Origin of the sequence: Variovorax sp. CCNWLW225, from assembly GCF_037204045.1 — a bacterium.
In the GTDB taxonomy this organism is placed as follows: domain Bacteria; phylum Pseudomonadota; class Gammaproteobacteria; order Burkholderiales; family Burkholderiaceae_C; genus Variovorax.
This window is the reverse complement of the sequence record NZ_JBBCBV010000004.1, coordinates 57045-80593: the sequence shown is the minus strand read 5'-3', so window position 1 is coordinate 80593 and position 23549 is coordinate 57045. Positions and strand designations below refer to the sequence as shown.

The window sequence follows — 23549 nt, the reverse complement described above, 5'->3', positions numbered from 1 at the left end:
AAAAACGACATGGCTCCCCAATCCGATCAACCCGTCGAGCATTCCGACGATCAAGCCGCTGCTCAAACCGGCGACCAGGCCGCAGCCGACCCGCAGGCCGCGCACGCGCCGCCCAACCTCGCGGCCGAACTGGCCGCGCCCACCGTCAGCCGCGCCTACCGCTGCCAGTGTGGCCGGCCGGTGTTCCTGCGCAACAGCCAGTGCCTGGCCTGCGGCACGCCGCTCGGGTACGTGATCGATCGGCTCGGGGTGGTGCCGCTCGCGCCCGTCGCCGCCGAAGAAGGAAGCCAGGACGAAGCGGAGGGCGAGCGCCCCGCGCCCGACACCTTCACCGTGTTCGGCAATCCGGACGGCAAGAGATACCGCCGCTGCGCCAACCTCATGACCGCCGCCAGCTGCAACTGGATGGTGCCGGCCCCGCGCGAGGGCGACGACCCTTCGTTCAACACCGACGGCCTGGCGCCCGGCTACTGCCTGGCATGCAGCGTCAACCGCACCATTCCAGACCTTTCGGTGGAAAGCAACGGCGAGCTATGGCGCAAGCTGGAGCATGCGAAGCGCCGGCTCATTTCGCAGCTGCTGGCGCTCGGGCTGCCGGTGGTGAGCCGCCACGCCGATCCGGCGCATGGCCTGGCGTTCGACTTCCTGAGCAACATGCCGGGCAGCCCGCATGTGATGACCGGCCACGAGCACGGCGTGATCACCCTCAACGCGGAAGAGGCCGAAGATGCCGTGCGCGAGCGCATCCGCGCCGAAATGCGCGAGCCTTATCGAACGCTGCTCGGGCACTTTCGCCACGAGATCGGCCACTACTACTGGGACCTGCTGGTGCAGCCCACGCCATGGCTCGACGAGTTTCGCGCGCTCTTCGGCGACGAGCGCGCCGACTACACCGCGGCACTCCAGCGGCACTACGAGCAGGGGCCGCCGCCCGACTGGTCGATTCACTTCGTGAGCAGCTACGCGAGCATGCATCCGTGGGAAGACTGGGCCGAAACCTGGGCCCACTACCTGCACATGGCCGACACCACCGACACGGCGATGAGCTTCGGCGTGGACGCCACCAACGTCGAACTCGCGAGCGACCTGTTCACGCTCGAAGACCTGTGGCGGCCGGAGCATCCCGGCGCCGCCAAGTTCCTGGATTTTCTGAACGGCTGGGTGCTGTTGACCAATGTGCTGAACGAACTGTCGCGCAGCATGGGCCAGCCTGATTACTACCCCTTTGTGCTGCCGCGCGCGGCCGTGGGCAAGCTGCAGTTCATCCACTGCGTGGTGACCGAGCAGCGCGACCGCGCGTCGTCCACGGCGGCTGCGCCGACTGTGCCGCTGCCTTCGGACTCGCAGCCTGCCGCCTCGGCGAACGAACCTGCGGCCGAGCAGTCGCAGGCGCAAAGCCAGCAGCAGAACTCAGCGCAGTTCTAAAAGGCCAGCAAGGCCTAGGGGCCTACGATTCGACAGGCGTGCCTGCGGCGCAGCGCGCGCAGATACAGGCCTTGCCGCGCTTCTCCTGCGGCACCGCCGCTAGCGGCGCGTTGCGAAAATCCGCCGCCATGCACCAGCAGGGCGCCTGCGGCTCGCCGGTTTCGCGCGCGACCTCCATCGCACAGCGGTTCTGCTCGCCGCAAAGCGGGCAGCGCGTGGCGTCGATCGTGTCGGGAAGAACTGCAGCCATGGCCGTCAGGCGAGCTCGAAAGCCGGCAGCTTCTTCGCCACGGCCACATTCCGGAGCGTTGCGTACACCGGCAGGCCGTTGCGGTAGGCGGGGTAGTCCTCGCCCTCGATCAACGGCAGCAGGTAGAGCCTGCACTTGTCGGTAATGCCGTAGCCGTCGTCCGAAATGAAGTCGCGCGGCATCGGCTTTTCGACATTCGCCACCGCGTCGAGCGGCGCACTGCCGATGCGGTAGGTATACGGCGCATCGGAGGTGCGCTCGATGGTCGGCATGACCGCGTTGTGGCCTTCCAGCGCCAGCTCGACCGCGCGCTGCCCCAACTCGTAGGCCTGCCGCACGTCGGTGGCCGAGGCAATGTGCCGTGCCGCGCGCTGCAGGTAGTCGGCCACCGCCCAGTGGAACTTGTGGCCCAGCGCGTCCTTGACCATCTGCGCCACCACCGGCGCGGCGCCGCCGAGCTGCGCATGGCCGAACGCGTCGCGCGTGCCTTGCTCGGCCAGGAAGGTGCCGTCGGGGTAGTGGCAGCCTTCGGACACCACCACCGAGCAGTAGCCGTGCTGCTTGACCAGTTCGTCCACGCGCGCGAGAAAGCGCGCCTTGTCGAACTCGATCTCGGGGAACAGCACCACCACCGGAATGCCGTGGTCCGCCGCAAGCCCGCCCGCTGCCGCAATCCACCCCGCATGGCGCCCCATCACCTCGAGCACGAACACCTTGGTGGAAGTGGCCGCCATCGAGCGCACGTCGAACGAGGCTTCGAGCGTCGACACCGCCACGTACTTGGCCACCGAGCCGAAGCCCGGGCAGCAGTCGGTCAGCGGCAGGTCGTTGTCGATGGTCTTGGGCACATGAATGGCCTGCAGCGGGTAGCCGAGCGACTGCGACAGCTGGCTCACCTTGAAGCAGGTGTCGGCCGAGTCGCCGCCGCCGTTGTAGAAGAAATAGCCGATGCCGTGTGCCTTGAACACCTCGATGAGCCGCTCGTACTCGCGCCGGTTCTTCTCGAGCGACTTGAGCTTGTAGCGGCACGAACCGAAGGCGCCCGAAGGCGTGGTGCGCAGCGCCGCAATGGCTTCGGCCGGTTCGGCGCCGGTGTCGATGAGTTCTTCGGTCAGCGCGCCGATGATGCCGTTGCGCCCGGCGTAGAGCTTGTCGATGCGGTCCGGGTGTTTTCGTGCCGTCTCGATCACGCCGCAGGCCGACGCATTGATGACCGAGGTGACGCCGCCCGACTGGGCGTAGAAGGCGTTGAGGATGGGCATGCGCCATTCTCCCGCAGCCTCAAGCCAGGCGCCAGTGGCCCCGGTTTCAGCGCCCGCCAAGCCCCATCGCGCGCGTGATCACTTCCTTCATGATCTCGTTGGTGCCGCCGTAGATGCGCTGCACGCGTGCATCGGCGTAGGCGCGGGTGATCGGGTATTCCCACATGAAGCCATAGCCGCCGTGCAGCTGCACGCACTCGTCCATCACCTTGCACTGCAGGTCGGTGGTCCAGTACTTGGCCATGCTGGCGGTGGCGGTATCGAGCTTTTCGGCCATCAGCAGCTCGATGCATTTGTCGACGAACACCTGCGCCACCTGCACCTCGGTCTGCAGTTCGGCCAGCGTGTAGCGCGTGTTCTGGTAGTTGCCCACGGGCTGGCCGAACACCTTGCGCTCCTTCACGTAGGCCACGGTCTGGTCGATGGCGGCCTGCGACGCCGCCACCGCGCCGATGGCAATCTGCAGCCGCTCCCACGGCAGCTGCTCCATCAGGCAGACGAAGCCGCGGTTCATCTGCGCGGCATCACCGAGCAATGCATCGGCCGGCAGCCGCACGTCGTTGAAGAACAGCTCGGAGGTGTCTTGCGCCTTGAGCCCCAGCTTCTTGAGCCGCTTGCCCTTTTCGAAGCCCGCCATGCCGCGCTCGACCAGGAACAGGCTGGTGCCCTTCGCGCCCGCGGCCGGGTCGGTCTTGGCGACCACGATCACCAGGTCGGCATGCCAGCCGTTGGTGATGAAGGTCTTGCTGCCGTTGAGCAGGTAGCTGCCGTCAGGTTGCCGGATGGCGCTGGTCTTGACCGCCTGCAGGTCGCTGCCCGCGCCGGGCTCGCTCATGGCAATGGCGCCGACCATCTCGCCGCTCGCGAGCTTGGGCAGGTAGTGCCGCTTCTGCGCCTCGGTGCCGTAGCGCAGGACGTAGGGCGCCACGATTTCGCTGTGCAGCCCGAAGCCGATGCCCGTGAAGCCGCGCGCCCAGAGCTCCTCGAACTGGATCACCGAATAGAGCAGGTCGGCGCCCGCGCCGCCGTATTCCTCGGGCAGCGCCATGCAGAGAAAACCGTTCTCGCCAGCCTTGGACCACACGGCGCGGTCCACATAGCCCTGTTCTTCCCACGCCTCGTGGAAGGGCGCGATCTCCTTGCCCATGAAGCGGCGGAAGCTGTCGCGAAAGGCCTCGTGGTCGGCGCTGAAAAGCGTGCGTTCGATCATGCTCAGCGCCCCGGAAACGTCGGCGGGCGCTTCTGCAGGAAGGCGCTCACGCCTTCGCGGAAGGTGGGGCGGTCGATCAGCTCGCGCTGGCGTTCGCTTTCGTAGTGCAGCTGTTCGGCCAGCGTGTGGCGCTCCGAGGCTTCGAAGGCTTCGCGTGCTTCGACTACTGCATGCGCCGGCAGCCGGGCGAGACGCTGCGCAATGGCGCGTGCTTCCTCGAGCAGCTGTTCGTCGTCGGCGCAGGCCCAGATCAGGCCCCACTGCACCGCACGCCCCGCGCTCAGGCGCTCGTCGAGCAGCGCCATGCCCATGGCCCGTGCCTTGCCGGCCCGCCGCGGAATGGCCCAGGTGCAGCCCAGGTCGGGCACGATGCCGAGCTTGGGCAAGAAGGGCAGGTAGAAGTAGGCGCTGCGCGCCGCAATCGTCACATCGGCCGCCAGCGCCAATCCGACACCCGCGCCCGCCGCCGCGCCGTTGACCGCGGCCACCACCGGCACGGGCAGCGTGCGCAGCGTTTCGATGAGCGGGTTGCTGAGCGACTGCATCCACTCGGCTGTCTGGTCGCCGAGCGACTTGCCTTCTTCACCGGGCGTCATGGCGCTCAGGTCCGCGCCCACGCAAAAGGCCTTGCCGGCACCGGTCAGGATCACCGCGCGTACTCCGCGGTCGTCGCGGATGCGCTCCAGTGTGTCGCGCAGTTCGATCTGCAATTCGCGCGCAATCGGGTTCAGCTTGGCCGGCAGGTTGAGCGTGAGCGTGGCGATGCCGTCGGCCAGCTCATAGAGCACGTAGGGTTGCTGCGCGGTCATCAGAGCCTTTCCACGATGGTGACGTTGGCCATGCCGCCGCCTTCGCACATCGTCTGCAGCCCGTAGCGCTTGCCGCGCCGGCCGAGCGCATGGATCAGCGTGGTCATGAGCTTGGTGCCCGAGGCGCCCAGCGGATGGCCGAGCGCAATGGCACCGCCGTTCACGTTGAGCCGGGCCGGGTCGGCGTCGAGCGCCTGCAGCCAGGCGATGGGCACGGGCGCGAAGGCTTCGTTCACTTCGTACAGGTCGATGTCCTCGATGCGCATGCCGGCCTTCTTCAGTGCGCGCTGCGTGGCGGGCAGCGGGGCTTCCAGCATGATCACCGGGTCGTGCCCCATCACGCTCATGTGGTGGATGCGCGCGAGCGGCTTCACGCCCAGCGCCTTCAGGCCGCGTTCGTTCACCACCAGCACGCCGCTCGCGCCATCGCAGATCTGACTGGCGGTGGCGGCGGTGCAGCGTCCGCCCTCGGCAATCAGCTTCACACCCGCGATGCCCTCCAGCGTGGCGTCGAAGCGAATGCCTTCATCCACCATGTGTCGTTCGCCGCTGCGCGTGCCGTCGGCCAGCAGGATCTCGATGGGCACGATCTCATCGCTGAAGGCGCCTTCGCGGCTTGCCGCAATTGCGCGCCGATGGCTTTCGAGCGCGTAGCGGTCGAGCTGGTCCTTCTCGATGCCGTAGTTCTTCGCAATCATCTCGGCGCCCGTGAACTGACTGAACTCCACGCCCGGGTAGCGCTGCTTCATCGCAGGGCTCATGTAGGTGCCCAGGCCCGCCTTCGCGGGCAGCGCGTTGGGCGTGAACATCGGCACGCGCGTCATGCTTTCGACGCCGCCCGCAATCACCGAGTCCATGCTGCCCGACATCACGGCCTGCGCCGCGAAATGCAGCGCCTGCTGCGACGATCCGCACTGCCGGTCGACCGAGGTGCCAGGCACCGATTCGGGCAGGCGGGACGCCAGCACCGCATTGCGCGCCACGTTGGTCGCCTGCTCGCCCACCTGGCTCACGCAACCAAGAATCACGTCTTCCACCGCCGCCGGGTCGATGCCGCTCCTGGCCACCAGCGCGTCGATCACCTGCGCCGCCAGGTCGGCCGGATGCCAGCCCGCGAGCCTGCCGCCGCGCCGGCCGCCGGCCGTGCGCGCCGCGGCCACGATGTATGCCTCTGCCATGGTCATGTCCTTCCTCGAAAGAAAACAGCGTGAATTGGGCGCCCAACGCAAAAAAGCCGCCCGTCACAACGGCGGCGTTCAATGCTTGGAAAGTCCATGGCATCGAGGTTCGATGCCGGGGGCGCTCGGGTCAAGCCGGGGACAACCCGAGAGAAGGCAGTCGCCAAGGCGACCGGCGGCCCGACCGCGCGGCCAGCGGCATGGCGGCCGGCTGAGCGTCCGAGACGGTGATGCACGAAGACTCCAGCGCCGAGACCAGCACGCGCCGGTGTTCGGTGCCTTCGAATCGCTCCCCCGGCGCAAGCACGATGTCGCGCGTGTCGTGGTCGAGCGTCACCCAGACCGAGCCGCTGCGGCATTCGATGCCCACCCCGGCGCCATCGGGAACGGCAAAGATGGAACGGACCGGCAGGCTGACATGAAAGCGGGAAGAGGGGTGTTGGGTGCTCATGGCAAGCTCCATTGCATTCGTGATACGAATGAATATAGTGAGTTGATCCTCCTCTTACACGCGGTGATTCGGAACTCGTTGCATGCATCCAGAGAATGTGAAGACCCATGGCGCCTTGGGCGGCGAGCTCCCGCCGCTGGAGTTGCTGCGCAGCTTCGAGGCCGCGGCGCGCCGGCTGAGCTTCACGCTCGCGGCCGGCGAGCTGCACCTCACGCAGTCGGCGGTCAGCCGCCAGATCCAGCAGCTGGAAGCCAGCCTGGGCGTGCTGCTGTTCGAGCGCCGGCACCGCTCGCTGGTGCTCACCGAGGCGGGCGGTGTCATGCAGCGGGCCGTCACCGACAGCCTGGAGCGCCTGCGCGACGCCACGGCGCGGCTGCGCGCGACCTCCGCGCCGCGGCAGGTGGCCATCACCAGCACGCCCGGCTTTGCGTCGTTCTGGCTCATTCCAAGGCTGGCGCGCTTCACCGGCAGCCATCCGCAGGTCGACGTTCGCGTGTCGGCCACGCTCGAGGTGCTCGACCTGGAGAGCAGCCGCATCGACCTGGCCGTGCGCTTCGTGCCGATCGGCCGTGGCATCGGCACGGCGCTGTTCGAGGAGTCGGTGATCCCGCTGTGTTCGCCGCAACTCGCCGCGTCGCTGCGCGAGCCGTCCGATTTTTCGAAGCTCACCTTGCTGACCGTGGACTACCCCGACCACGGCGAGGCCCCCACTGTCGATTGGGAGCCCTGGCTTCGCGTGATGGGGCTCGACCAGCTGCGCATGAAGAGCACGCTGCGCTTCACCCTGTACACCGATGCCGTGGCCGCCGCGGTGGCAGGCCAGGGCGTGGTGATCGGCCGCCTGCCGCTGCTGCGCGATCTGGTGCAGGCGGGCCGGCTCGTCGCGCCGCTCGGTGAAGGCGTGGCCTCGCACCGCGGCTACTTCATCGAAACATCGAGGCGCGCCGCGGGCAACCCCGACGCGCTGGAGTTCGCGCAGTGGCTGCGCGAGGAAGCCGAGGCGGCGCAGCGAGGCTGATGACGAGACCGCCGAGGGCGAGGTGATCAGCCCGGCAGCAGCACCTTGTCGACCACGTGGATCACGCCGTTCGACTGGTAGACGTTGGCAATGGTCACCGTTGCCGTGCCGCCGGTGGCGTCGCTCACCCTCACGTTGCTGCCGCTCATGGTGGCCGTCAGCGTGCCGCCGCTCGCGGTCTTCAGCGTGGCCTTGCCGCCGCCCGCCTTGATGGCGCTCATGAGCGCGGCGCCGTCCATCTTGCCGGGCACTACGTGGTACGTCAGCACCTTCGTGAGCGTGGGCTTGTTCTCTGCCTTGAGCAGCGTGTCGACCGTGCCGGCCGGCAGTGCCGAGAAGGCTGCGTTCGTCGGTGCGAACACGGTGAAGGGGCCGGGGCTCTTGAGCGTGCCCACCAGGTCCGCGGCCTTCACCGCGGCCACCAGCGTGGTGTGGTCCTTCGAATTCACCGCGTTGTCGACGATGTCCTTCGTCGGGAACATCGCGGCCCCGCCCACCATGGGGTTGGGCGCGGTGGCGCCGCTCATGCCCATGCCGCCCGCGCAAGCGCCGAGCAGAACCGAAACGCCGATTGCGATCACGAGTTTTTTCATTGAGGACTCCTGGTAAGAATGTTCTGGAAGACAGCTGTGGAAACCGCCGGCAGCTCGGAGGCGCGATGCGCTCGACACCTATACGGCGCGTGGGCGCATTTGGATTCACGTGGGCTTTGCGCCACATCGGCGCGCGCGGCACTTGCGCGCCGCACGCGTGCTCGCCAGAATCCGCCCTTCCTTTTTCAGCAACAGTTTTTTATTCGCGCCCGGCGACGACCAACCTCCCGGGCGGCAACTCACTCAATGAACCGTTTTCTGAACACCTGATCCGCACACCGACCGCCCCGGCCGGACGTGCATCCATGCATCCGCCGAGGCCCATCGACAAAGGCCCCGCGCAGCCATTCGCCGGGGCCTTTTTGTTTTTGGAGTGTGCGCACATGAGTGCTCAACGAAAGGCCCGCGACGACGAGAAGCGTCTGGGCCGGTTTTATTTTTCGGTGCCGAGCGCGGCACCTCGCAACCCCGTGGTGGCCGCGATGGCGCGCCGCGAAACCAGCCAGGGCGCGGGGCGCCACTTGCGCACGCACCGTGCCGAGCGCCGCGCGCAGAAGGTTGCATTGCAGAAGGCCGCGCGCGGCTTCGCGGGGAGGACCGACGATGCGTGACGACATGGACAAGGTCATCGTCGAGAGGCCGCGCCGCGGTGGTAGCTGGCAGGGCGACGGGCGTGCCTGGCGCAACAGCAAGGAGGCGGGTTCGCGCCTGGGCATGAAGCGCGGTTACCACCGCACGAAGGGGCTCAACGAAAACCTTGCGCCGCTGAAGCGCTGGCTGCACAAGCAGGTGCATCGGCCGTGGAACAAGGTTTACGCAGAGCTGTGCAGCGGCATCGACCGCCGAAGCACGGTGCAGGCGCACATCTTCGAGCACATCGACGACTTCGTAGCGCGCAACGCCGAGCTGCGCGACGGCCAGGTGTGGGTGCCCGCCGAACGGTGGCGCAGCCACCTTCGCGCACCGTTGAGCGAAGCTGCGCATGTGGAGCTCTTCGTGCATCCGGTGACTGGCATCCTGTTGCCCAACCGGCGCTTGCATGAGGCGCGCGAGGCCAGGAAGGAGGCATACCGCGCGTCAAGGAGCAAACCGCCGGCGCGTGCGCCGCACGTTTTTCACGTGATCGACGAAGTCATTCAATGGCACCGCATCCAGGGCTGCTGGTTCGAGGTCACCATCGCGCCGATGCCCGAGCTGAGGCGAACGATGCTGGACGTGACGTATTACGACGTGCTGCGCCGCTGCCCGGTCACGCGCCGCGGCGGTTGCGAGAAGCCGGCCTTTGGTTCACCCGATCATCGGGAGATGTACGGGCGGGACCACGTCTATGCCGCGTCGATGCGCAGGCTCAACCAGCAAGAGGTGCGGGAACGCTTCGGCGATTGATCAGCGCGCCTGGGCGGTCGGGGTTTCAAACAGCGTGCTTGCCGGTCTCGTTTCCGGCAGCACGTAGATCACGGCCTTTGCAGTGCCGAACGACGGCTTCACATGCGCGTCGTAAAAGGCTGCCGGCACGTTGATGCAGCCGTAGGAGATGCGGTTGTCCGCCGCAGTTGGCGTGGCCAGGCGTTCGAGCCGGCGCTCGGCCTTGTTGGTTGCGCGCACGCGGTGCATCGACACGGCCGCGTCGTAGTCGACCCAGACGATGTCCTCGCCTGAAAGATTGCGGCCCGGCTCGCTGACGAAGCGGCCCGCGGGCGTGGTGCGCTCGTCGTCGCGGATGTCGGCCATCTGGCGCTCGCCGATGCCGGGCACCGAGTGGTCGCCTTTCGCAAGGCCGAGCAGGATGGGCGAGGACGCCCGCCGCTTGCCGTCCGCATCGAAGATGTGGACCGCCGCGGCTTTCTTGTCGACGATGGCGAAGGGCGTGCCCTGGTTGTCGCCGGTCGTGCGCACCCAGCCGGCCACGGTTTCGGTGTCGCGCGAAACCGCCGGCGACGAATGCGCCGGCGGTGCCGCAATCAGCAGCGAAGCGAGCGCAGCTACGGCGATGCCGGAAGCGAAGCTGCGCCCGCGGCGCTCAGAGCTGACCCGCATCGCGCGATCAGTTGCGGTCGGCACGTGCCACGCGCATCGAACCGCTCTGGTTCGACATGTCCTGGCTGGTGCTCGGCGATGTGGTCGCCTGGTTTGTCGTGGTGCTACCGGTCGAGCCCGACATCGTGCCTTGGTTGGTGGCCGGCGTGCCGGTGGTGCCCATCGGGGTGTTCTGCTGTGTCTGCTGGCCGGCGCCAGTGGCCGGATTCGGCGAGCTGGTCGTCGGCGGATTGCCCTGTGCAATGGCGAAACCTGCGGCGCTGGTGAGGGCGATGGCGGCCATGGTCATCTTGATCGAACGGGTCATGTGTATCTCCTTGGATGGAATGAGTGAATCGATCGCTCGATGGAGCAACCGATGCTCAAGCTAGCCTTGGTACACGCCCGCGCGGTCGGTGGGCCGCGCGGTCAGCTGTAGGACGATGGGTGTCTCAGGCGCCCGCCTTCACCTTCAGCCGCCATGCATGCAGCAGCGGTTCGGTGTAGCCGCTCGGCTGCTCGATGCCCTTGAACACCAGGTCCTGCGCGGCCTTGTAGGCGGCCGAGGTGTCGAAGTTGCCGGCCATCGGCTGGTAGATCGGGTCGCCCGCATTCTGTTCGTCGACCACCTTGGCCATGCGCTGGAAGGCCTCGTCGACCTGCGCCTTGGTGACCACGCCGTGCAACAGCCAGTTGGCGATGTGCTGGCTCGAGATGCGCAGCGTGGCGCGGTCTTCCATCAGGCCCACGTTGTGGATGTCGGGCACCTTGGAGCAGCCCACGCCCTGGTCGATCCAGCGCACCACGTAGCCGAGGATGCCCTGCACGTTGTTGTCGATTTCCTGCTGCTTCTCGGCGTCGGTCCACTTGGCTTCGGGCGCGATGGGCACTTGCAGCAGCGCGTTCAGGATGTTGTCGCGTTCGGCATCGGCATCGATCTTTTCGAGCTCTTGCTGCACGGCCGTGACGCTCACCTGGTGGTAGTGCAGCGCGTGCAGCGTGGCGGCGGTGGGCGAGGGCACCCAGGCGGTGTTGGCGCCTGCCTTGGGGTGCGCAATTTTCTGTTCGAGCATTGCGGCCATGAGGTCGGGCATGGCCCACATGCCCTTGCCGATCTGCGCCTTGCCGCGCAGGCCGCACGAGAGGCCGACCAGCACGTTGTTCTTTTCGTACGCGCCGATCCACGCGCTCGACTTCATGTCGCCCTTGCGGATCATCGGGCCGCCCTGCATGGCGGTGTGCATCTCGTCGCCTGTGCGGTCGAGAAAGCCGGTGTTGATGAAGGCCACGCGCGCGGCGGCCTCGGCAATGCAGGCCTTGAGGTTGACGCTGGTGCGGCGCTCTTCGTCCATGATGCCGAGCTTCACGGTGTTGGCAGGCAGGCCGAGCAGCTGCTCGACACGGCCGAACAGTTCGCTGGCAAAGGCCACTTCGGCCGGGCCGTGCATCTTGGGCTTGACGATGTAGATGCTGCCGGTGCGCGAGTTGCCCTTGCGCTTGAGGTCGATCATCGCGATGGTGGTGGTGACCACGGCATCGAGAATGCCTTCGGGGATTTCCTTGCCGTCCGCGTACAGCACGGCGGGGTTGGTCATCAGGTGGCCCACGTTGCGCAGGAACATGAGCGAGCGGCCGTGCAGCTTCAGGGGCTTGCCGTCGGCACCGGTGTATTCGCGGTCGGGGTTGAGGCCGCGCGTGAAGGTCTTGCCGCCCTTGGCCACTTCTTCGGTGAGCGTGCCCTGCACGATGCCGAGCCAGTTCGCATACGCCAGCACCTTGTCGGCCGCATCGACCACGGCCACCGAGTCTTCGAGGTCGAGAATGGTCGAGAGCGCGGCCTCGAGCACCAGGTCGCTCACGCCGGCCGGATCGGTCTTGCCGATGGGCGTGCTGCGGTCGATGCGGATGTCCAGGTGAATGCCGTTGTGCTTGAGCAGCACCGAAGACGGCGAGGCCGCATCGCCCTGGTAGCCCACGAAGGCAGCCGGGTCGCGCAGCGTGGTGCTGCTGCTCTGCAGCGCAATGTGCAGCTGGCCGTCTTTCACGCTGTAGCCGGTCGCCATCTTGTGCGAACCGTTTTCGAGCGGCGCGGCCTGGTCGAGCACGTTGCGTGCAAATTCGATGACCTTGGCGCCGCGCACGGGGTTGTAGCCCTTGCCCTTTTCGGCGCCATCGGTCTCGGGAATGGCATCGGTGCCGTAGAGCGCGTCGTACAGCGAGCCCCAGCGTGCATTGGCGGCGTTGAGCGCGTAGCGCGCGTTCAGGATGGGCACCACCAGCTGCGGGCCGGCCTGCAGCGCGAGTTCGGAATCGACGCTCGCCGTGGTGGCCTTCGCGCCCTTGGGCTGCGGCAGCAGGTAGCCGATTTTTTCGAGGAATGCGCGGTACGCCGGCATGTCGGCAATCGGGCCGGGGTTCTTCTTGTGCCAGGCGTCGAGCTCGGTTTGCAGGCGGTCGCGTTCGGCCAGGAGCGCAATGTTCTTCGGAGCGAGGTCGCTCACGATGGCGTCGAAGCCCTTCCAGAAAACGTCGCTGGCCACACCGCTGGCGGGCAAGACCTTGTCTTCGATGAAGCGGTGCAATTCGGTCGCGACCTGGAGTCCGTGGGCGGTGGTGCGGGCGGTCATGTTTTTCTCCTGGAGAACGATTCAATGTGGGCGGAACAGGAGGCGGTGTCTGTCAGAACAGCGCTGCGCCGTGGTTCCATGCAAGGACTTTATTCGATACTTTGCTGGCCTGTAAGAGCCGAAAGCGTGATTTATCAGTGACAAAAATGTGGGTAATCACACGCCTTCGACGCTCGCTCCGTCGCGTTTTCAGCTCATTTCGCTGAGCTGGCGGGCCGCGGTGCGCACCGGCTCTATATGGCGCGCGTCGTAGCGGTGGGCGGGCATGGTCAGCGTGACCGCGGCGGCCAGACGGCCATCGGCATGGAATACGGGCGCCGAAATGCCCGCCAGCTCGGCCGTGCGGTCGCCCACCAGCGCGCAGTAGCCCTGCGCGCGAATGGCGTCGTACAGCTTCCGCTCCTCGGGGCTGCGCGGCTGTTCGGCTTCGGGGCCGAAGGCGATCAGCACGCGCGCACCGGCGCCGCGGTCATTGGGCAGCAGGTCGCCCGCGCGCACGTGGTCGCGCACCACATGCGACGAATCGACGCGGAACTGGCACAGCCGCACCCAGCTGTCGCCCTGGCCCTGCCGCACGTGGTACGCCGCGCTTTCTCCAGTGGCCGCCGCGAGCGCGCGCAGCACCGGCAGCACGAGGCGGTCGAGCGAAAGCGACGCCGCGTAGAGGCCGTGCAGGCGCGCGATCTCGGCGCCGAGTGCATAGCGCCCGTCGTCCTGCCGGCGGATCAGCCGTGCATGTTCGAGCGAAGCCAACAGACGCAGCACCGTGCTCTTGTAGAGCTGCGTGCGCTCTGCAAACTGCGCGAGCGACAGCGCCTCGTCGCCGGGCTGAAAGGCTGAGAGCAGGCTCAGTGCGCGGTCGACCGCCGCGGCACCGCCGGGGGCGGCATTGAGGTCTGAAACCGATTCGGTCTGGGCTTTGCGGGGCATGGCGTTGGCTTGACAGGGAAAGTCGTTCGGCGGTGTAATTCTGTTTAATGGAATTTAGTTCTGCAAGATAGAACTGTCAAGCGAGTGCCGCCCGCCAAGTGGCCAGCCAATCGCTCCAAGGAGACAAGAGTCGATGACACCCCCCGATGTTGTGATCAGCGAGGTCGGCCCGCGCGACGGCCTGCAATCGGTCAAGGCCACCATGCCCACGGCTGACAAGCTGCGCTGGATCGACGCGCTCTACGCCGCCGGCGTGCGCGAGATCGAGGTGGCCTCCTTCGTGCCCGCCAGGCTGCTGCCGCAGATGGCCGATGCGGCGGAAGTGGTGCGCCATGCCGCTACGCTGCCCGGTCTGGTGGTGATGGCACTGGTGCCCAACCGCAAGGGCGCGCAGGCCGCGCTGGAAGCGGGGGCGCACAAGCTCACCATGCCCGTGTCGGCCAGCGTCGCGCATTCGATGGCCAACGTGCGCAAGACGCCGGCCGAAATGGTCGACGAAGTGCGCGCCATTTCCGAGTTGCGCCGCGACACGGCACCGGGGGTGCTGCTCGAAGTCGGCATTTCCACCGCCTTCGGTTGCACGCTGCAAGGGCTGGTGCCCGAAGACGACGTGATCCGCCTGGCCGCGCAATGCATCGAAGCGGGCGCGGAAGAAGCTGGCCTTTCGGACACCGTGGGCTATGCCAACCCGGCGCAGGTGCGCCGGCTCTTCAGGCGGCTGCGCGCCGAACTCGGCACGCATGCCGGCGCGGCGCACATGCACAACACGCGCGGCCTGGGCATTGCCAATTGCCTTGCGGCGTGGGACGAGGGCGTGCGCACCTTCGACGCCTCGCTCGGCGGACTCGGCGGCTGCCCTTATGCACCTGGCGCCTCCGGCAACGCAGTCACCGAAGACCTCGTCTTCATGTTCGAGGCCATGGGCGTTCGCACCGGCATCGACATCGAAAAACTCATCGCGGCGCGCGCGCCGCTCATGGCCGGCCTGCCGGGCGAACCGGTGTACGGCATGACGCCCGAAGCCGGCCTGCCCAAGGGCTTTGTCCAAGGCCCTGTCCAGGAAACCAACCCACATGCCTGAATCCAATCCGCTTCCCTACGCCGGCGTCCGCGTCGTCGAGTTCACCCACATGGTCATGGGCCCAACCTGCGGCCTGCTGCTGGCCGATCTCGGCGCCGAGGTCATCAAGGTCGAGCCCATCGAGGGCGACAGCACGCGCCGCCTGCTCGGTTCGGGCTCGGGCTTCTTCCCCACGTTCAACCGCAACAAGAAGAGCATCGCGCTCGACCTCAAGACGCCAGAGGGCGTGGAGGCCGCGCTGCGCCTCGTCGCCACGGCCGACATCGTGAGCGAGAACTTCAAGCCAGGCACCATGAAGAAGCTGGGCCTGGACTACGACAGCCTGAAGCAGCTCAACCCGCGCCTCATTTATGTGAGCCACAAAGGCTTTCTGCCGGGGCCGTACGACCACCGCACCGCGCTTGACGAGGTGGTGCAGATGATGGGCGGCCTGGCCTACATGACCGGCCGCGCCGGCGACCCGCTGCGTGCGGGCACCAGCGTGAACGACATCATGGGCGGCATGTTCGGCGCCATCGGCGCGATGGCCGCGCTGCGCCAGCGCGAACTCACCGGCAAGGGCTGCGAGGTGCAGTCCGCGCTGTTCGAGAACAACGTGTTCCTGGTCGCGCAGCACATGATGCAGTTCGCCGCCACCGGCAAGGCGGCCGACCCGATGCCCAGCCGCATCTCGGCGTGGGCCGTGTACGACGTGTTCACCGTGAAGGACGGCGAGCAGATCTTTCTCGCGGCCGTGAGCGACAAGCAGTGGGCGATCTTCTGCAAGGCCTTCGGGCTGGAAGAAATGCTGGCCGACCCGCGCCTGAAGACCAACAACGACCGCGTGCTGGCGCGCGAGTGGATGATGCCGATCCTACGCTCGCACCTAGCCGGCTATAGCGCGGCCGAACTCAGCGCGGTATTCGAGCAGAACGAGCTGCCCTTTGCGCCCATCACCAAGCCGCAGCAGCTGTTCGACGATCCGCACCTGATTGCCACCGGCGGCCTTGCGCCCGTGCGCATGAACGACGGCCACATGGCCAAGGTGCCGCTCATGCCCTTCACGCTCGACGGCGAACGACCCGGCATTCGCCTGCAGCCGCCGCACATCGGCGAGCACACCGCCGAGCTGCTGAAGGAGGTGGGCTACAGCGACGAAGAAATCGTCGCCTTCGAGGCGCGCCGGGCCGGCGCTGCCGGTTGAACCCAAGGCAAGGCTCGGGACAGAAAACCCGGGATATATAGTTCGGGCGCCATGGACCGCCTGAAGCAACTCGAATCCTTCGTCTCGGTGGCGACCCGCGGCGGTCTCACGGCCGCGGCCAAGGCCGAGGGCGTCGCGCCCGCCATCATGGGGCGGCGCCTCGACGCGCTCGAGGCCAGGCTGGGCGTCAAGCTCTTGGTGCGCACCACGCGGCGCATCACGCTCACACACGAAGGCAGCGCCTTTCTCGAGGACTGCCAGCGCCTGCTGACCGAATTCGCCAATGCCGAGGCCAGCGTGAGCGCCGGCGGCATCAAGGCCAGCGGGCACTTGCGCGTGACGGCGCCGGCGGGCTTCGGCCGCCGGCATGTGGCGCCGCTGGTGCCGCGCTTCCATGCCATGCACCCGGAAGTCACGATCTCGCTCAATCTGAGCGACCGCGTGGTCGACGTGCGCGGCGAGAGCTTCGATTGCGCGGTGCGCGTGGGCGACATGCCCGATTCGTCGCTGGTGAGCGTGCGGCTGGCCGACAACCGGCGCCGCTGTGTCGCCACGCCGGAATTCGTGCGCCGCCACGGCATGCCCAAGCACCCGAGCGAGCTGTCGCGCTTTGCCTGCCTCACGCTCTCGAGCGATGCTTCTCAAACGCGCGGCTGGGCATTTCGCCTGCCGGCCGAAGAGGGCGAGGGCGGCGAAGAACTGATCTACCTCCGGCCCGAGGGTCCGCTCGATTGTTCCGACGGGCAGGTGCTGCACGACTGGTGCCTGGCCGGCCACGGCATTGCCTGGCGCAGCACCTGGGAGGTCGAGGCCGAAATCGATGCGGGTTTGCTGGTGCCGCTGCTCGACGAATTCGCCGCGCCGCCCAACGGCATCTACGCCGTGTTCACGGGCACCAAGCACCTGCCGCTGCGGGTTCGGCTGTGGCTTGATTTCCTCAAGGAGCAATACGGACGCCCCGAATTCTGGGGCGGAAGAGGGTAAAGCCGTCCGAGCGGCGGCACAATGCGCAAGCATTTGCAACCCCATTGAAGAAGAAAGCCATTCGATGACCCTCGAAGCCATCCTCGCCTACCTGCACTTGCTGGCCATCCTCACGATGGTGGTGTTCATCTCGAGCGAAGCGGCGCTGTGCCGCGTGCAGTGGCTCAATGCCGCCGTGGTCGAGCGGCTCGCCAAGGTCGACCTGGTCTACGGCATTGCCGCCATTGCCGTGCTCGCGACCGGCATTGCCCGCACCGTGTGGGGCGTGAAGGGCACCGCCTGGTACTGGACCAACCCGCTCCTGCACGTGAAGCTCGGCCTGTTCATCATCATCGGCGTGCTCTCGATCTTCCCGACGCTGACCTACTTCCGCTGGCGCAAGGCGCTGCGCGCCAACGGCACGCTGCCGACCGAAGACGATGTGCGGAAAACGCGCAAGCTGGTGATGGTGCAGGCCCACCTGATTGCGGTGATTCCCCTGGTCGCCGTGTTCCTTGCGCGCGGCTTCGGCAAGTAGGGCCGGCATGGAACGCGCCGGCATCCAGCTCCTGTTTGCCGGCACCATCTTCAGCAGCGCGTTCCTGCTGTTTCTCGTCCAGCCGCTCATCGCCAAGCAGATCCTGCCCTGGTTCGGCGGCTCGGCCGCCGTGTGGTCGATCTGCATGGTGTTCTTCCAGGCGGTGCTGCTCGCGGGCTATGCCTATTCCGATTGGGTGACGCGGCACCTTCGCGTGCGAGTACAGGCCGCATTGCATGTCGGTCTTCTGCTCGCGAGCCTGGCCTTCCTGCCGCTGGTGGTTGCGGCGCGCTGGAAGCCCACGGGCGCCGAAGACCCCACGTGGCTGATCCTGGGCCTGCTGCTTGCGACCATCGGGCTTCCCTACTTTCTGCTTTCGACCACCGGGCCGCTGGTGCAGTCGTGGGTGGCGCGCACACCCTGGAGCGCGCGGGTGTACCGGTACTTCTCGCTGTCGAACCTGGCCTCGCTGCTGTCTCTCCTGAGTTATCCGGTGCTGATCGAACCGCGCAGCTCGCTGCTCCAGCAGGCGCAGGGATGGTCGTGGGGCTACGGGGCGTTCGTGGTGCTCTGCGCAGGGACGACCTTGCTCGTGGCGTACCGCTGGTCGGAAGCCGTGCCGGCATCGACATCAACGGCGACGGCGGGCGAGGAGACGCCTCCGCGCTGGTCCGACGCGCTGCTCTGGCTCGCCTTGCCGGCGCTCGCGTCGTGGCTGCTGCTGGCGGTGACCAACCACATCACCCAGAACGTCGCGGCAGTGCCGTTTCTCTGGATCTTGCCGCTGTCGCTGTACCTGTTCACCTTTGTGCTGTGCTTCGAAAGCGACCGCTGGTACCGGCGCGGCGTTTTCCTGCCGCTGACGGCGGGCGTGCTGGTGCTGTGCGCCTTCGGCCTGCAGCACCACATCGGCTCGGACGTGCGCACGGGGCTGCCGATCTACGTTGGCGGGCTTTTCGTGCTGTGCATGTTCCTGCACGGAGAAACCGCAAGGCTGCGGCCGGCACCGCGCTATCTCACGCGCTTCTACCTGATGCTGTCGCTGGGTGGCGCCATTGGCGGCGCCCTGGTGGGGCTGGTCGCGCCGCACGTGCTGCCCGCGTACTACGAACTGGGCATCGGCCTCACGCTCACCGCGCTGGCGGCGGTGGCCGTGCTGCGTCGTCGCCTGTGGCTGCGGCTCTCCGGCGTGGCCCTGGCGGCCTGCTGCGTCTTTTTCCTGGTGGCGCAGATCCGCAGCGACAGGTTGGGCGCGCGCCATCTGGTGCGCAGCTTCTACGGCGCACTGATCACCTTCGACGTGCGCCGCGCCAATCCTCCAAGCTACGTGCGGCTGCTGTCGCATGGTTCCATCAAGCATGGCGAGCAGTTTCTCGACCCGCTCAGGCGGCGCGAGCCCACCACCTACTACGGCGCCACCTCGGGCATCGGCCGGGCCATGGCCGCCGCGCCAGACGGGCCGCGTCGCGTCGGGCTGATCGGCCTTGGCGCGGGCACGCTTGCGACCTACGGCCGAAGCGGCGACGTCTACCGCATCTACGAGATCAATCCGCAGGTGTTCGAACTGGCGGACAGCGAGTTCACCTTTCTGCGCGACAGCTCCGCGCAGACCGAGCGCGTGCTCGGCGATGCGCGGCTGGCGCTGGAGCGCGAGGCGCCGCAGGGCTTCGACCTGCTGGCAGTCGATGCATTTTCTGGCGATGCGGTGCCGGTCCATCTGCTCACGGCCGAGGCGCTGGACGTCTACCTGCGCCACATGAAGCCCGACGGCATCGTGGCCTTTCACGTGTCCAACCGCTACCTGGAGCTCGCACCCGTGGTCGCGCGAATCGCGGCATTGAAAGGGGTGCATGCGGTGCTGGTGAGCGACGACGCCAAGGAATCGAAGTGGCTCAACTCGACCGACTGGGTGCTGGTTGCGCGCGACCCCGCCGCGCTGGCGCGTGAGCCGCTGCGCGGCGCGGCTTCGCCCATCGCGCTTCCGGCGAACACGCGCCCCTGGACCGACGACTTCAACAACCTGCTGGGCGTACTCAAGTAGCACCCATGTAGCGCCCATGAAAAAGCCCCGCCGGCGCGGGGCCGTGCGGGGCTCGATTCAGAAAAGCGCGGCTGGTGTCAGGCCTTGGCGCTCAGGCATTCCTTCATGAACGCCTTGCGGGCGTCGCCCTTGAGGGTCTTGGCCTTTTCGTCGGCGTTGCAGGTCTTCATTTTTTCCTGCTGGGTCTGCTTGGCGGTCATGGCGGGCTTGGCGCTCAGGCAGTTCTTCATGAACGCCTTGCGCTCGTCGCCCTTCTTGTCGCCCGCTTCCTGGTTGCAGGTCGTCATCTTGCTTTGCTGGGCGGTGGGGGCCTTGGCCGCGGGCGTGGCCGGTGTAGCGGGGGTGGCGGGGGTGGCGGGCGTCGCGGCCGGAGCAACGACGACAGGCGCGGGCGCCTTGTCTTGCGCCTGTGCGGCGCCAAAGGAAAGGCAGGCGCCCAGGGCGACCAGGGAAAGGAGCTTCTTCATGGTGATATGTCCTTGCAAGGTTGTGTTGTGACAGGTGCCCCGCCCCCGGGGCCGCTCATCCTAACGGGCGGGGGCATGCATTCGATGACCGCCGGCGCCGCCGAGCGGGTTTGCCCCCGGTAAAATCCGCAGATGCTATTGGTCAAACAGGAGCTGCTCGCGGCGCTCGCGAACACGCTCGAATCCCTCTCGCCCGGCGCCGGCTCCAAAGCCGCGTTCGAGTCGCCCAAGGTGGCCGCCCATGGCGATTTCGCCAGCACGGCCGCCATGCAACTCGCCAAACCGCTCGGCCGCAAGCCACGCGAACTGGCCGAGGAGCTCAGCGCCGCGCTGCTCGCCACCCCCGTTTTCGGCCAGTGGGTCGAAGCCATCGAAATCGCCGGCCCCGGCTTTCTCAACATCCGCCTCAAGACCTCCGCCAAGCAGCAGATCGTGCGCGAAGTGCTGAATGCGGCCGACGCCTTCGGCCGGCAGCCCGACACCGGCGAGAAGGTGCTGGTCGAGTTCGTCTCGGCCAACCCGACCGGGCCGCTGCACGTCGGCCACGGCCGCCAGGCCGCGCTCGGCGACGCCATCTGCAACCTGCGCGCCTCGCAGGGCGACACGGTCTGGCGCGAGTTCTATTACAACGACGCCGGCGTGCAGATCCAGACGCTCGCCAACAGCACGCAGCTGCGCGCCCGGGGCTTCAAGCCCGGCGACCCCGAATGGCCGAGCGGCGAAAAGGCGCCCGCCTACAACGGCGACTACATCGCCGACATTGCCGAAGACTTCAAGGCGAAGAAGACCGTCAAGTCGGACGACCGCGAATACACCGCCAGCGGCAACATCGAAGACCTCGACTCCATCCGCGAATTCGCCGTGGCCTATCTGCGCCGCGAGCAAGACCTCGATTTGCAGGCCTTCCGCGTGCGCTTCGACAATTACTACCTCGAATCGAGCCTCTACACCAGCGGCCGCGTCGAGGCGGCGGTGCAAAAGCTCGTGGCTGCCGGCAAGACCTACGAGCAGGACGGCGCGCTGTGGCTCAAGTCGACCGACTACGGGGACGACAAGGACCGCGTGATGAAGAAGCAGGACGGTACGTACACGTACTTCGTGCCCGACGTCGCCTACCACATTGCCAAATGGGAGCGCGGCTTCCACAAGGTGGTCAACATCCAGGGCACGGACCACCACGGCACCATCGCGCGCGTGCGCGCCGGCCTGCAGGCGGCGGGCGTCGGCATTCCCGAGGGCTACCCCGACTACGTGCTGCACACCATGGTGCGCGTGATGAAGGGCGGCGAAGAGGTCAAGATCAGCAAGCGCGCAGGCAGCTACGTCACGCTGCGCGACCTCATCGAATGGACCAGCACCGATGCCGTGCGCTTCTTCCTCCTGAGCCGCAAGCCCGACACCGAATACACCTTCGACGTCGACCTGGCCGTGACCAAGAACAACGACAACCCGGTGTACTACGTGCAATACGCCCATGCGCGCATCTGCTCGGTGCTGGCCGGCTGGGGCGGCGACGCCGCCACGCTCAAGAACGTCGACCTGTCGCCGCTCGAAAGCCCGGCCGCGCAGGCGCTGATGCTGCTGCTTGCCAAATACCCGGCCATGCTGACGGCGGCGGCGAAGGATTTCGCCCCGCACGACGTGACTTTCTATTTGCGCGAACTGGCCGCCAGCTACCACAGCTACTACGACGCCGAGCGCATCCTGGTCGACGAAGAGCCGGTAAAGCTGGCGCGGCTCGCGCTCGTCGCCGCCACCGCGCAGGTGCTGCACAATGGCCTCGCGATTCTCGGCGTCAGTGCGCCGAGCAAGATGTGAAACCACCATGAAGAAGACAACCAGACAACGCGGCAACATCGTCATCGGCCTCATCATCGGCCTGGTGCTGGGGTTGGGTGTCGCGCTGGGCATTGCGGTCTACGTGACCAAGGTGCCGATTCCGTTCGTAACCAAGACCCAGCGCGGCGGCGCCGAGCAGGACGAAGCCGAGGCTCGCAAGAACCGCGACTGGGACCCGAATGCGCCGCTGGCCGGCAAGCCAGGCACGCCCGCCAAGCCGCCCGCAGCCGCAGGCGGCCCGGTGGCCCCCGCTGGCGGCGACAACACGGCCGTGGCGCCCGGAGCCGCACCGCCTGCTCCGCCGGTGCCGGTGGTCGTGGCGCCCAAGCCCACGCGTCCGGCGCCGGTGCCGGCGGAAGCCAATCCGCTGCCGCCGTCGAACGATCCGCTGGGCGATCTGGCCCGCGCGCGTGCGGGTGGCAACAGCGGCAGCAGCACGACAACGGCCTCCGCCGCGCCCAGCAGCAACAGCAGCGCGGCACCGTCGTCGGGCCCCGATCCGTTCATGTACTTTGTGCAGGCCGGCGCGTTCCGCACCACCGACGACGCCGAGGCCCAGCGTGCCAAGCTGTCGCTCATGGGTGTCGAAGCCCGGGTTACCGAGCGCGAGCAGGCGGGCCGCACGGTCTACCGCGTGCGCGCCGGTCCGTTCAACAAGAAGGACGACGCCGATCGCCTGAAAGAGCGGCTCGACAGCGGCGGCCTCGAATCGGCGCTCGTGCGCGTGCAGCGCTGAGGTGTATTCCCGGGCGGCTGCGGCCTTGCGGCAGCCGTCATGAATAATCCCTAAGCTTTGCGGCACGGGCCGCCGCCAAGATCGTATTGGGCATGCCGCATGCGGGAACTCCGCGCGGCGCCCCGGCTCTGTCTGCCGTACCCAACAGGAGAACTTTTTCAATGAAACGTCGTGACTTTTCGCTGGCCGCCACTTCGCTCGGTCTGATTTCGCTGGCTGGCAACACGGCGCACGCCCAGGCGCGCGCACCCAAGGCCGGCACCGAGTACCTGGTGCTCGACAAGCGCGTGCCCGTCGACGCGCCGGCCGGCAAGGTCGAAGTGATCGAGTTCTTCTCGTACAACTGCCCGCATTGCAACGATTTCGAGCCGCAGCTCGACGCCTGGCTCAAGACGGCTCCCAAGGAAGTGGCTTTCCGCCGCGTGCCGGTGCCCTTCGTGGGCAACGACGTCGAAGCCAAGCAGCGCCTGTACTACGCACTCGAAGCCATGGGCAAGGTCGAGGAATTCCAGCCGAAGATCTTCAACGCGATTCACAGGCAGCGCCAGAACGTCAACGGCGATACCAACATCGTTGCCTGGGCCGCGGCCAACGGCCTCGACGGCGCCAAGTTCAAGGAAGTCTTTACCTCCTTCAGCGTGGCCAGCAAGGCCAAGCGCGCCACGCAGCTGACCGAAGCCTACAAGGTGGCCGGCGTTCCGGCGCTGGCCGTGGGCGGCCGCTGGTACGTGGACGGCGAGCTCGCCGGTAACATGACCAAGGCGCTCCAGGTCACCAACTACCTGATCGGCGAAGCCAAGAAGGGCTGATCGCCTTCAGGGGCAAGACAGCGGCCCGGCCACGCCGGGCCCGCAGTGTTCCCGGATCGGATGTCAAGCCCGCTTTGGCGGGCTTTTTCATCTCTGCGCGCTGGGCTGGCGCGATCCGCCGCA

General features: G+C 67.2%; 24 protein-coding genes. 12 read left to right on the top strand and 12 right to left on the bottom strand.

Annotation, left to right across the window (positions count from 1 at the left end):
* Positions 1–9: 9 nt before the first annotated feature.
* Complete coding sequence (locus V9L20_RS10035) at positions 10–1425, top strand: zinc-binding metallopeptidase family protein (RefSeq protein WP_337296476.1); 1416 nt, start codon at positions 10–12, stop codon at positions 1423–1425.
* Positions 1426–1447: 22 nt separating this feature from the next.
* On the opposite strand, the gene V9L20_RS10030 is transcribed toward V9L20_RS10035, so the two are convergent.
* From V9L20_RS10030 to V9L20_RS10005, 6 genes are all read right to left on the bottom strand, one after another.
* The gene (locus V9L20_RS10030) at positions 1448–1675 is read right to left on the bottom strand and encodes a cysteine-rich CWC family protein (RefSeq protein WP_337296475.1); all 228 of its coding nucleotides are present in this window, start codon (positions 1673–1675) and stop codon (positions 1448–1450) included.
* A 5-nt stretch (positions 1676–1680) separates the two neighbouring features.
* Complete coding sequence (locus tag V9L20_RS10025) at positions 1681–2937, bottom strand: 6-phosphofructokinase (RefSeq protein ID WP_337296474.1); 1257 nt, start codon at positions 2935–2937, stop codon at positions 1681–1683.
* 46 nt (positions 2938–2983) lie between these two features.
* Positions 2984–4147, bottom strand: a complete 1164-nt coding sequence (locus V9L20_RS10020; protein WP_337296473.1) for an acyl-CoA dehydrogenase family protein — start codon at positions 4145–4147, stop codon at positions 2984–2986.
* A 2-nt stretch (positions 4148–4149) separates the two neighbouring features.
* Positions 4150–4956, bottom strand: coding sequence for an enoyl-CoA hydratase-related protein (locus V9L20_RS10015; RefSeq protein ID WP_337296472.1), 807 nt, complete (start codon positions 4954–4956; stop codon positions 4150–4152).
* Complete coding sequence (locus V9L20_RS10010) at positions 4956–6134, bottom strand: acetyl-CoA C-acetyltransferase (protein ID WP_337296471.1); 1179 nt, start codon at positions 6132–6134, stop codon at positions 4956–4958. Before V9L20_RS10010 ends, V9L20_RS10015 begins: the two co-directional genes overlap by 1 nt.
* Before the next feature lie 130 nt (positions 6135–6264).
* The gene (locus V9L20_RS10005; RefSeq protein ID WP_337296470.1) at positions 6265–6585 is read right to left on the bottom strand and encodes a DUF2917 domain-containing protein; all 321 of its coding nucleotides are present in this window, start codon (positions 6583–6585) and stop codon (positions 6265–6267) included.
* Between the two features lie 82 nt (positions 6586–6667).
* On the opposite strand from V9L20_RS10005, the gene V9L20_RS10000 reads away from it, so the two are divergent.
* A complete protein-coding gene (locus V9L20_RS10000; RefSeq protein WP_337296469.1) occupies positions 6668–7603 on the top strand; it encodes a LysR substrate-binding domain-containing protein in 936 nt (311 codons plus the stop codon).
* Between the two features lie 26 nt (positions 7604–7629).
* Here the strand turns inward: V9L20_RS10000 and V9L20_RS09995 are convergent, their stop codons facing one another.
* Positions 7630–8136: a fasciclin domain-containing protein gene (locus V9L20_RS09995; protein ID WP_258508209.1), complete on the bottom strand. Its 507-nt coding sequence runs from the start codon at positions 8134–8136 to the stop codon at positions 7630–7632.
* Positions 8137–8579: 443 nt separating this feature from the next.
* Here V9L20_RS09995 and V9L20_RS09990 point away from each other — a divergent pair, with 443 nt between their 5' ends.
* Both V9L20_RS09990 and V9L20_RS09985 read left to right on the top strand, forming a co-directional pair.
* Positions 8580–8807, top strand: a complete 228-nt coding sequence (locus V9L20_RS09990; RefSeq protein WP_337296468.1) for a hypothetical protein — start codon at positions 8580–8582, stop codon at positions 8805–8807.
* Entirely contained in the window at positions 8800–9582 is a 783-nt protein-coding gene (locus V9L20_RS09985) for a hypothetical protein (protein ID WP_337296467.1), read from the top strand. Before V9L20_RS09990 ends, V9L20_RS09985 begins: the two co-directional genes overlap by 8 nt.
* Here V9L20_RS09985 and V9L20_RS09980 read toward each other — a convergent pair whose 3' ends face one another.
* The 4 genes from V9L20_RS09980 to V9L20_RS09965 all read right to left on the bottom strand — a co-directional run bounded on the left by V9L20_RS09980 (position 9583) and on the right by V9L20_RS09965 (position 13769).
* Positions 9583–10233 (bottom strand): L,D-transpeptidase, encoded by a 651-nt coding sequence (locus V9L20_RS09980; RefSeq protein WP_258503698.1) that lies wholly within the window; start codon positions 10231–10233, stop codon positions 9583–9585.
* Between the two features lie 7 nt (positions 10234–10240).
* Positions 10241–10540 carry a proteophosphoglycan ppg4 gene (locus V9L20_RS09975; protein ID WP_258503699.1) on the bottom strand — a complete coding sequence of 100 codons (300 nt, stop codon included), beginning with the start codon at positions 10538–10540 and terminating at the stop codon, positions 10241–10243.
* Positions 10541–10664: 124 nt separating this feature from the next.
* Positions 10665–12839, bottom strand: coding sequence for a malate synthase G (locus tag V9L20_RS09970; protein WP_337296466.1), 2175 nt, complete (start codon positions 12837–12839; stop codon positions 10665–10667).
* 189 nt (positions 12840–13028) lie between these two features.
* Entirely contained in the window at positions 13029–13769 is a 741-nt protein-coding gene (locus V9L20_RS09965; protein WP_337296465.1) for an IclR family transcriptional regulator, read from the bottom strand.
* Positions 13770–13902: 133 nt separating this feature from the next.
* Between V9L20_RS09965 and V9L20_RS09960 the strand changes: the two genes are divergently transcribed.
* The 5 genes from V9L20_RS09960 (at position 13903) to V9L20_RS09940 (ending at position 19575) form a co-directional block, all read left to right on the top strand.
* Entirely contained in the window at positions 13903–14850 is a 948-nt protein-coding gene (locus tag V9L20_RS09960; RefSeq protein ID WP_337296464.1) for a hydroxymethylglutaryl-CoA lyase, read from the top strand.
* Positions 14843–16033 carry a CaiB/BaiF CoA transferase family protein gene (locus V9L20_RS09955; protein WP_337296463.1) on the top strand — a complete coding sequence of 397 codons (1191 nt, stop codon included), beginning with the start codon at positions 14843–14845 and terminating at the stop codon, positions 16031–16033. Before V9L20_RS09960 ends, V9L20_RS09955 begins: the two co-directional genes overlap by 8 nt.
* 51 nt (positions 16034–16084) lie before the next feature.
* Positions 16085–17017: a LysR family transcriptional regulator gene (locus V9L20_RS09950; protein WP_258503707.1), complete on the top strand. Its 933-nt coding sequence runs from the start codon at positions 16085–16087 to the stop codon at positions 17015–17017.
* 64 nt (positions 17018–17081) lie between these two features.
* Entirely contained in the window at positions 17082–17534 is a 453-nt protein-coding gene (locus V9L20_RS09945) for a DUF2214 family protein (RefSeq protein ID WP_337296462.1), read from the top strand.
* 7 nt (positions 17535–17541) lie between these two features.
* Positions 17542–19575 carry a fused MFS/spermidine synthase gene (locus tag V9L20_RS09940; protein WP_337296461.1) on the top strand — a complete coding sequence of 678 codons (2034 nt, stop codon included), beginning with the start codon at positions 17542–17544 and terminating at the stop codon, positions 19573–19575.
* Between the two features lie 77 nt (positions 19576–19652).
* Here V9L20_RS09940 and V9L20_RS09935 read toward each other — a convergent pair whose 3' ends face one another.
* Positions 19653–20042, bottom strand: coding sequence for a PsiF family protein (locus V9L20_RS09935; RefSeq protein ID WP_337296460.1), 390 nt, complete (start codon positions 20040–20042; stop codon positions 19653–19655).
* 132 nt (positions 20043–20174) lie between these two features.
* Between V9L20_RS09935 and argS the strand changes: the two genes are divergently transcribed.
* From argS to V9L20_RS09920, 3 genes are all read left to right on the top strand, one after another.
* Entirely contained in the window at positions 20175–21860 is a 1686-nt protein-coding gene (argS, locus tag V9L20_RS09930; RefSeq protein ID WP_337296459.1) for an arginine--tRNA ligase, read from the top strand.
* A 7-nt stretch (positions 21861–21867) separates the two neighbouring features.
* On the top strand, positions 21868–22617 hold the full coding sequence (locus tag V9L20_RS09925) for an SPOR domain-containing protein (protein WP_337296458.1): 750 nt from the start codon (positions 21868–21870) through the stop codon (positions 22615–22617).
* Positions 22618–22778: 161 nt separating this feature from the next.
* A complete protein-coding gene (locus V9L20_RS09920; RefSeq protein WP_258503716.1) occupies positions 22779–23426 on the top strand; it encodes a thiol:disulfide interchange protein DsbA/DsbL in 648 nt (215 codons plus the stop codon).
* The last annotated feature ends 123 nt before the right edge of the window (positions 23427–23549 follow it).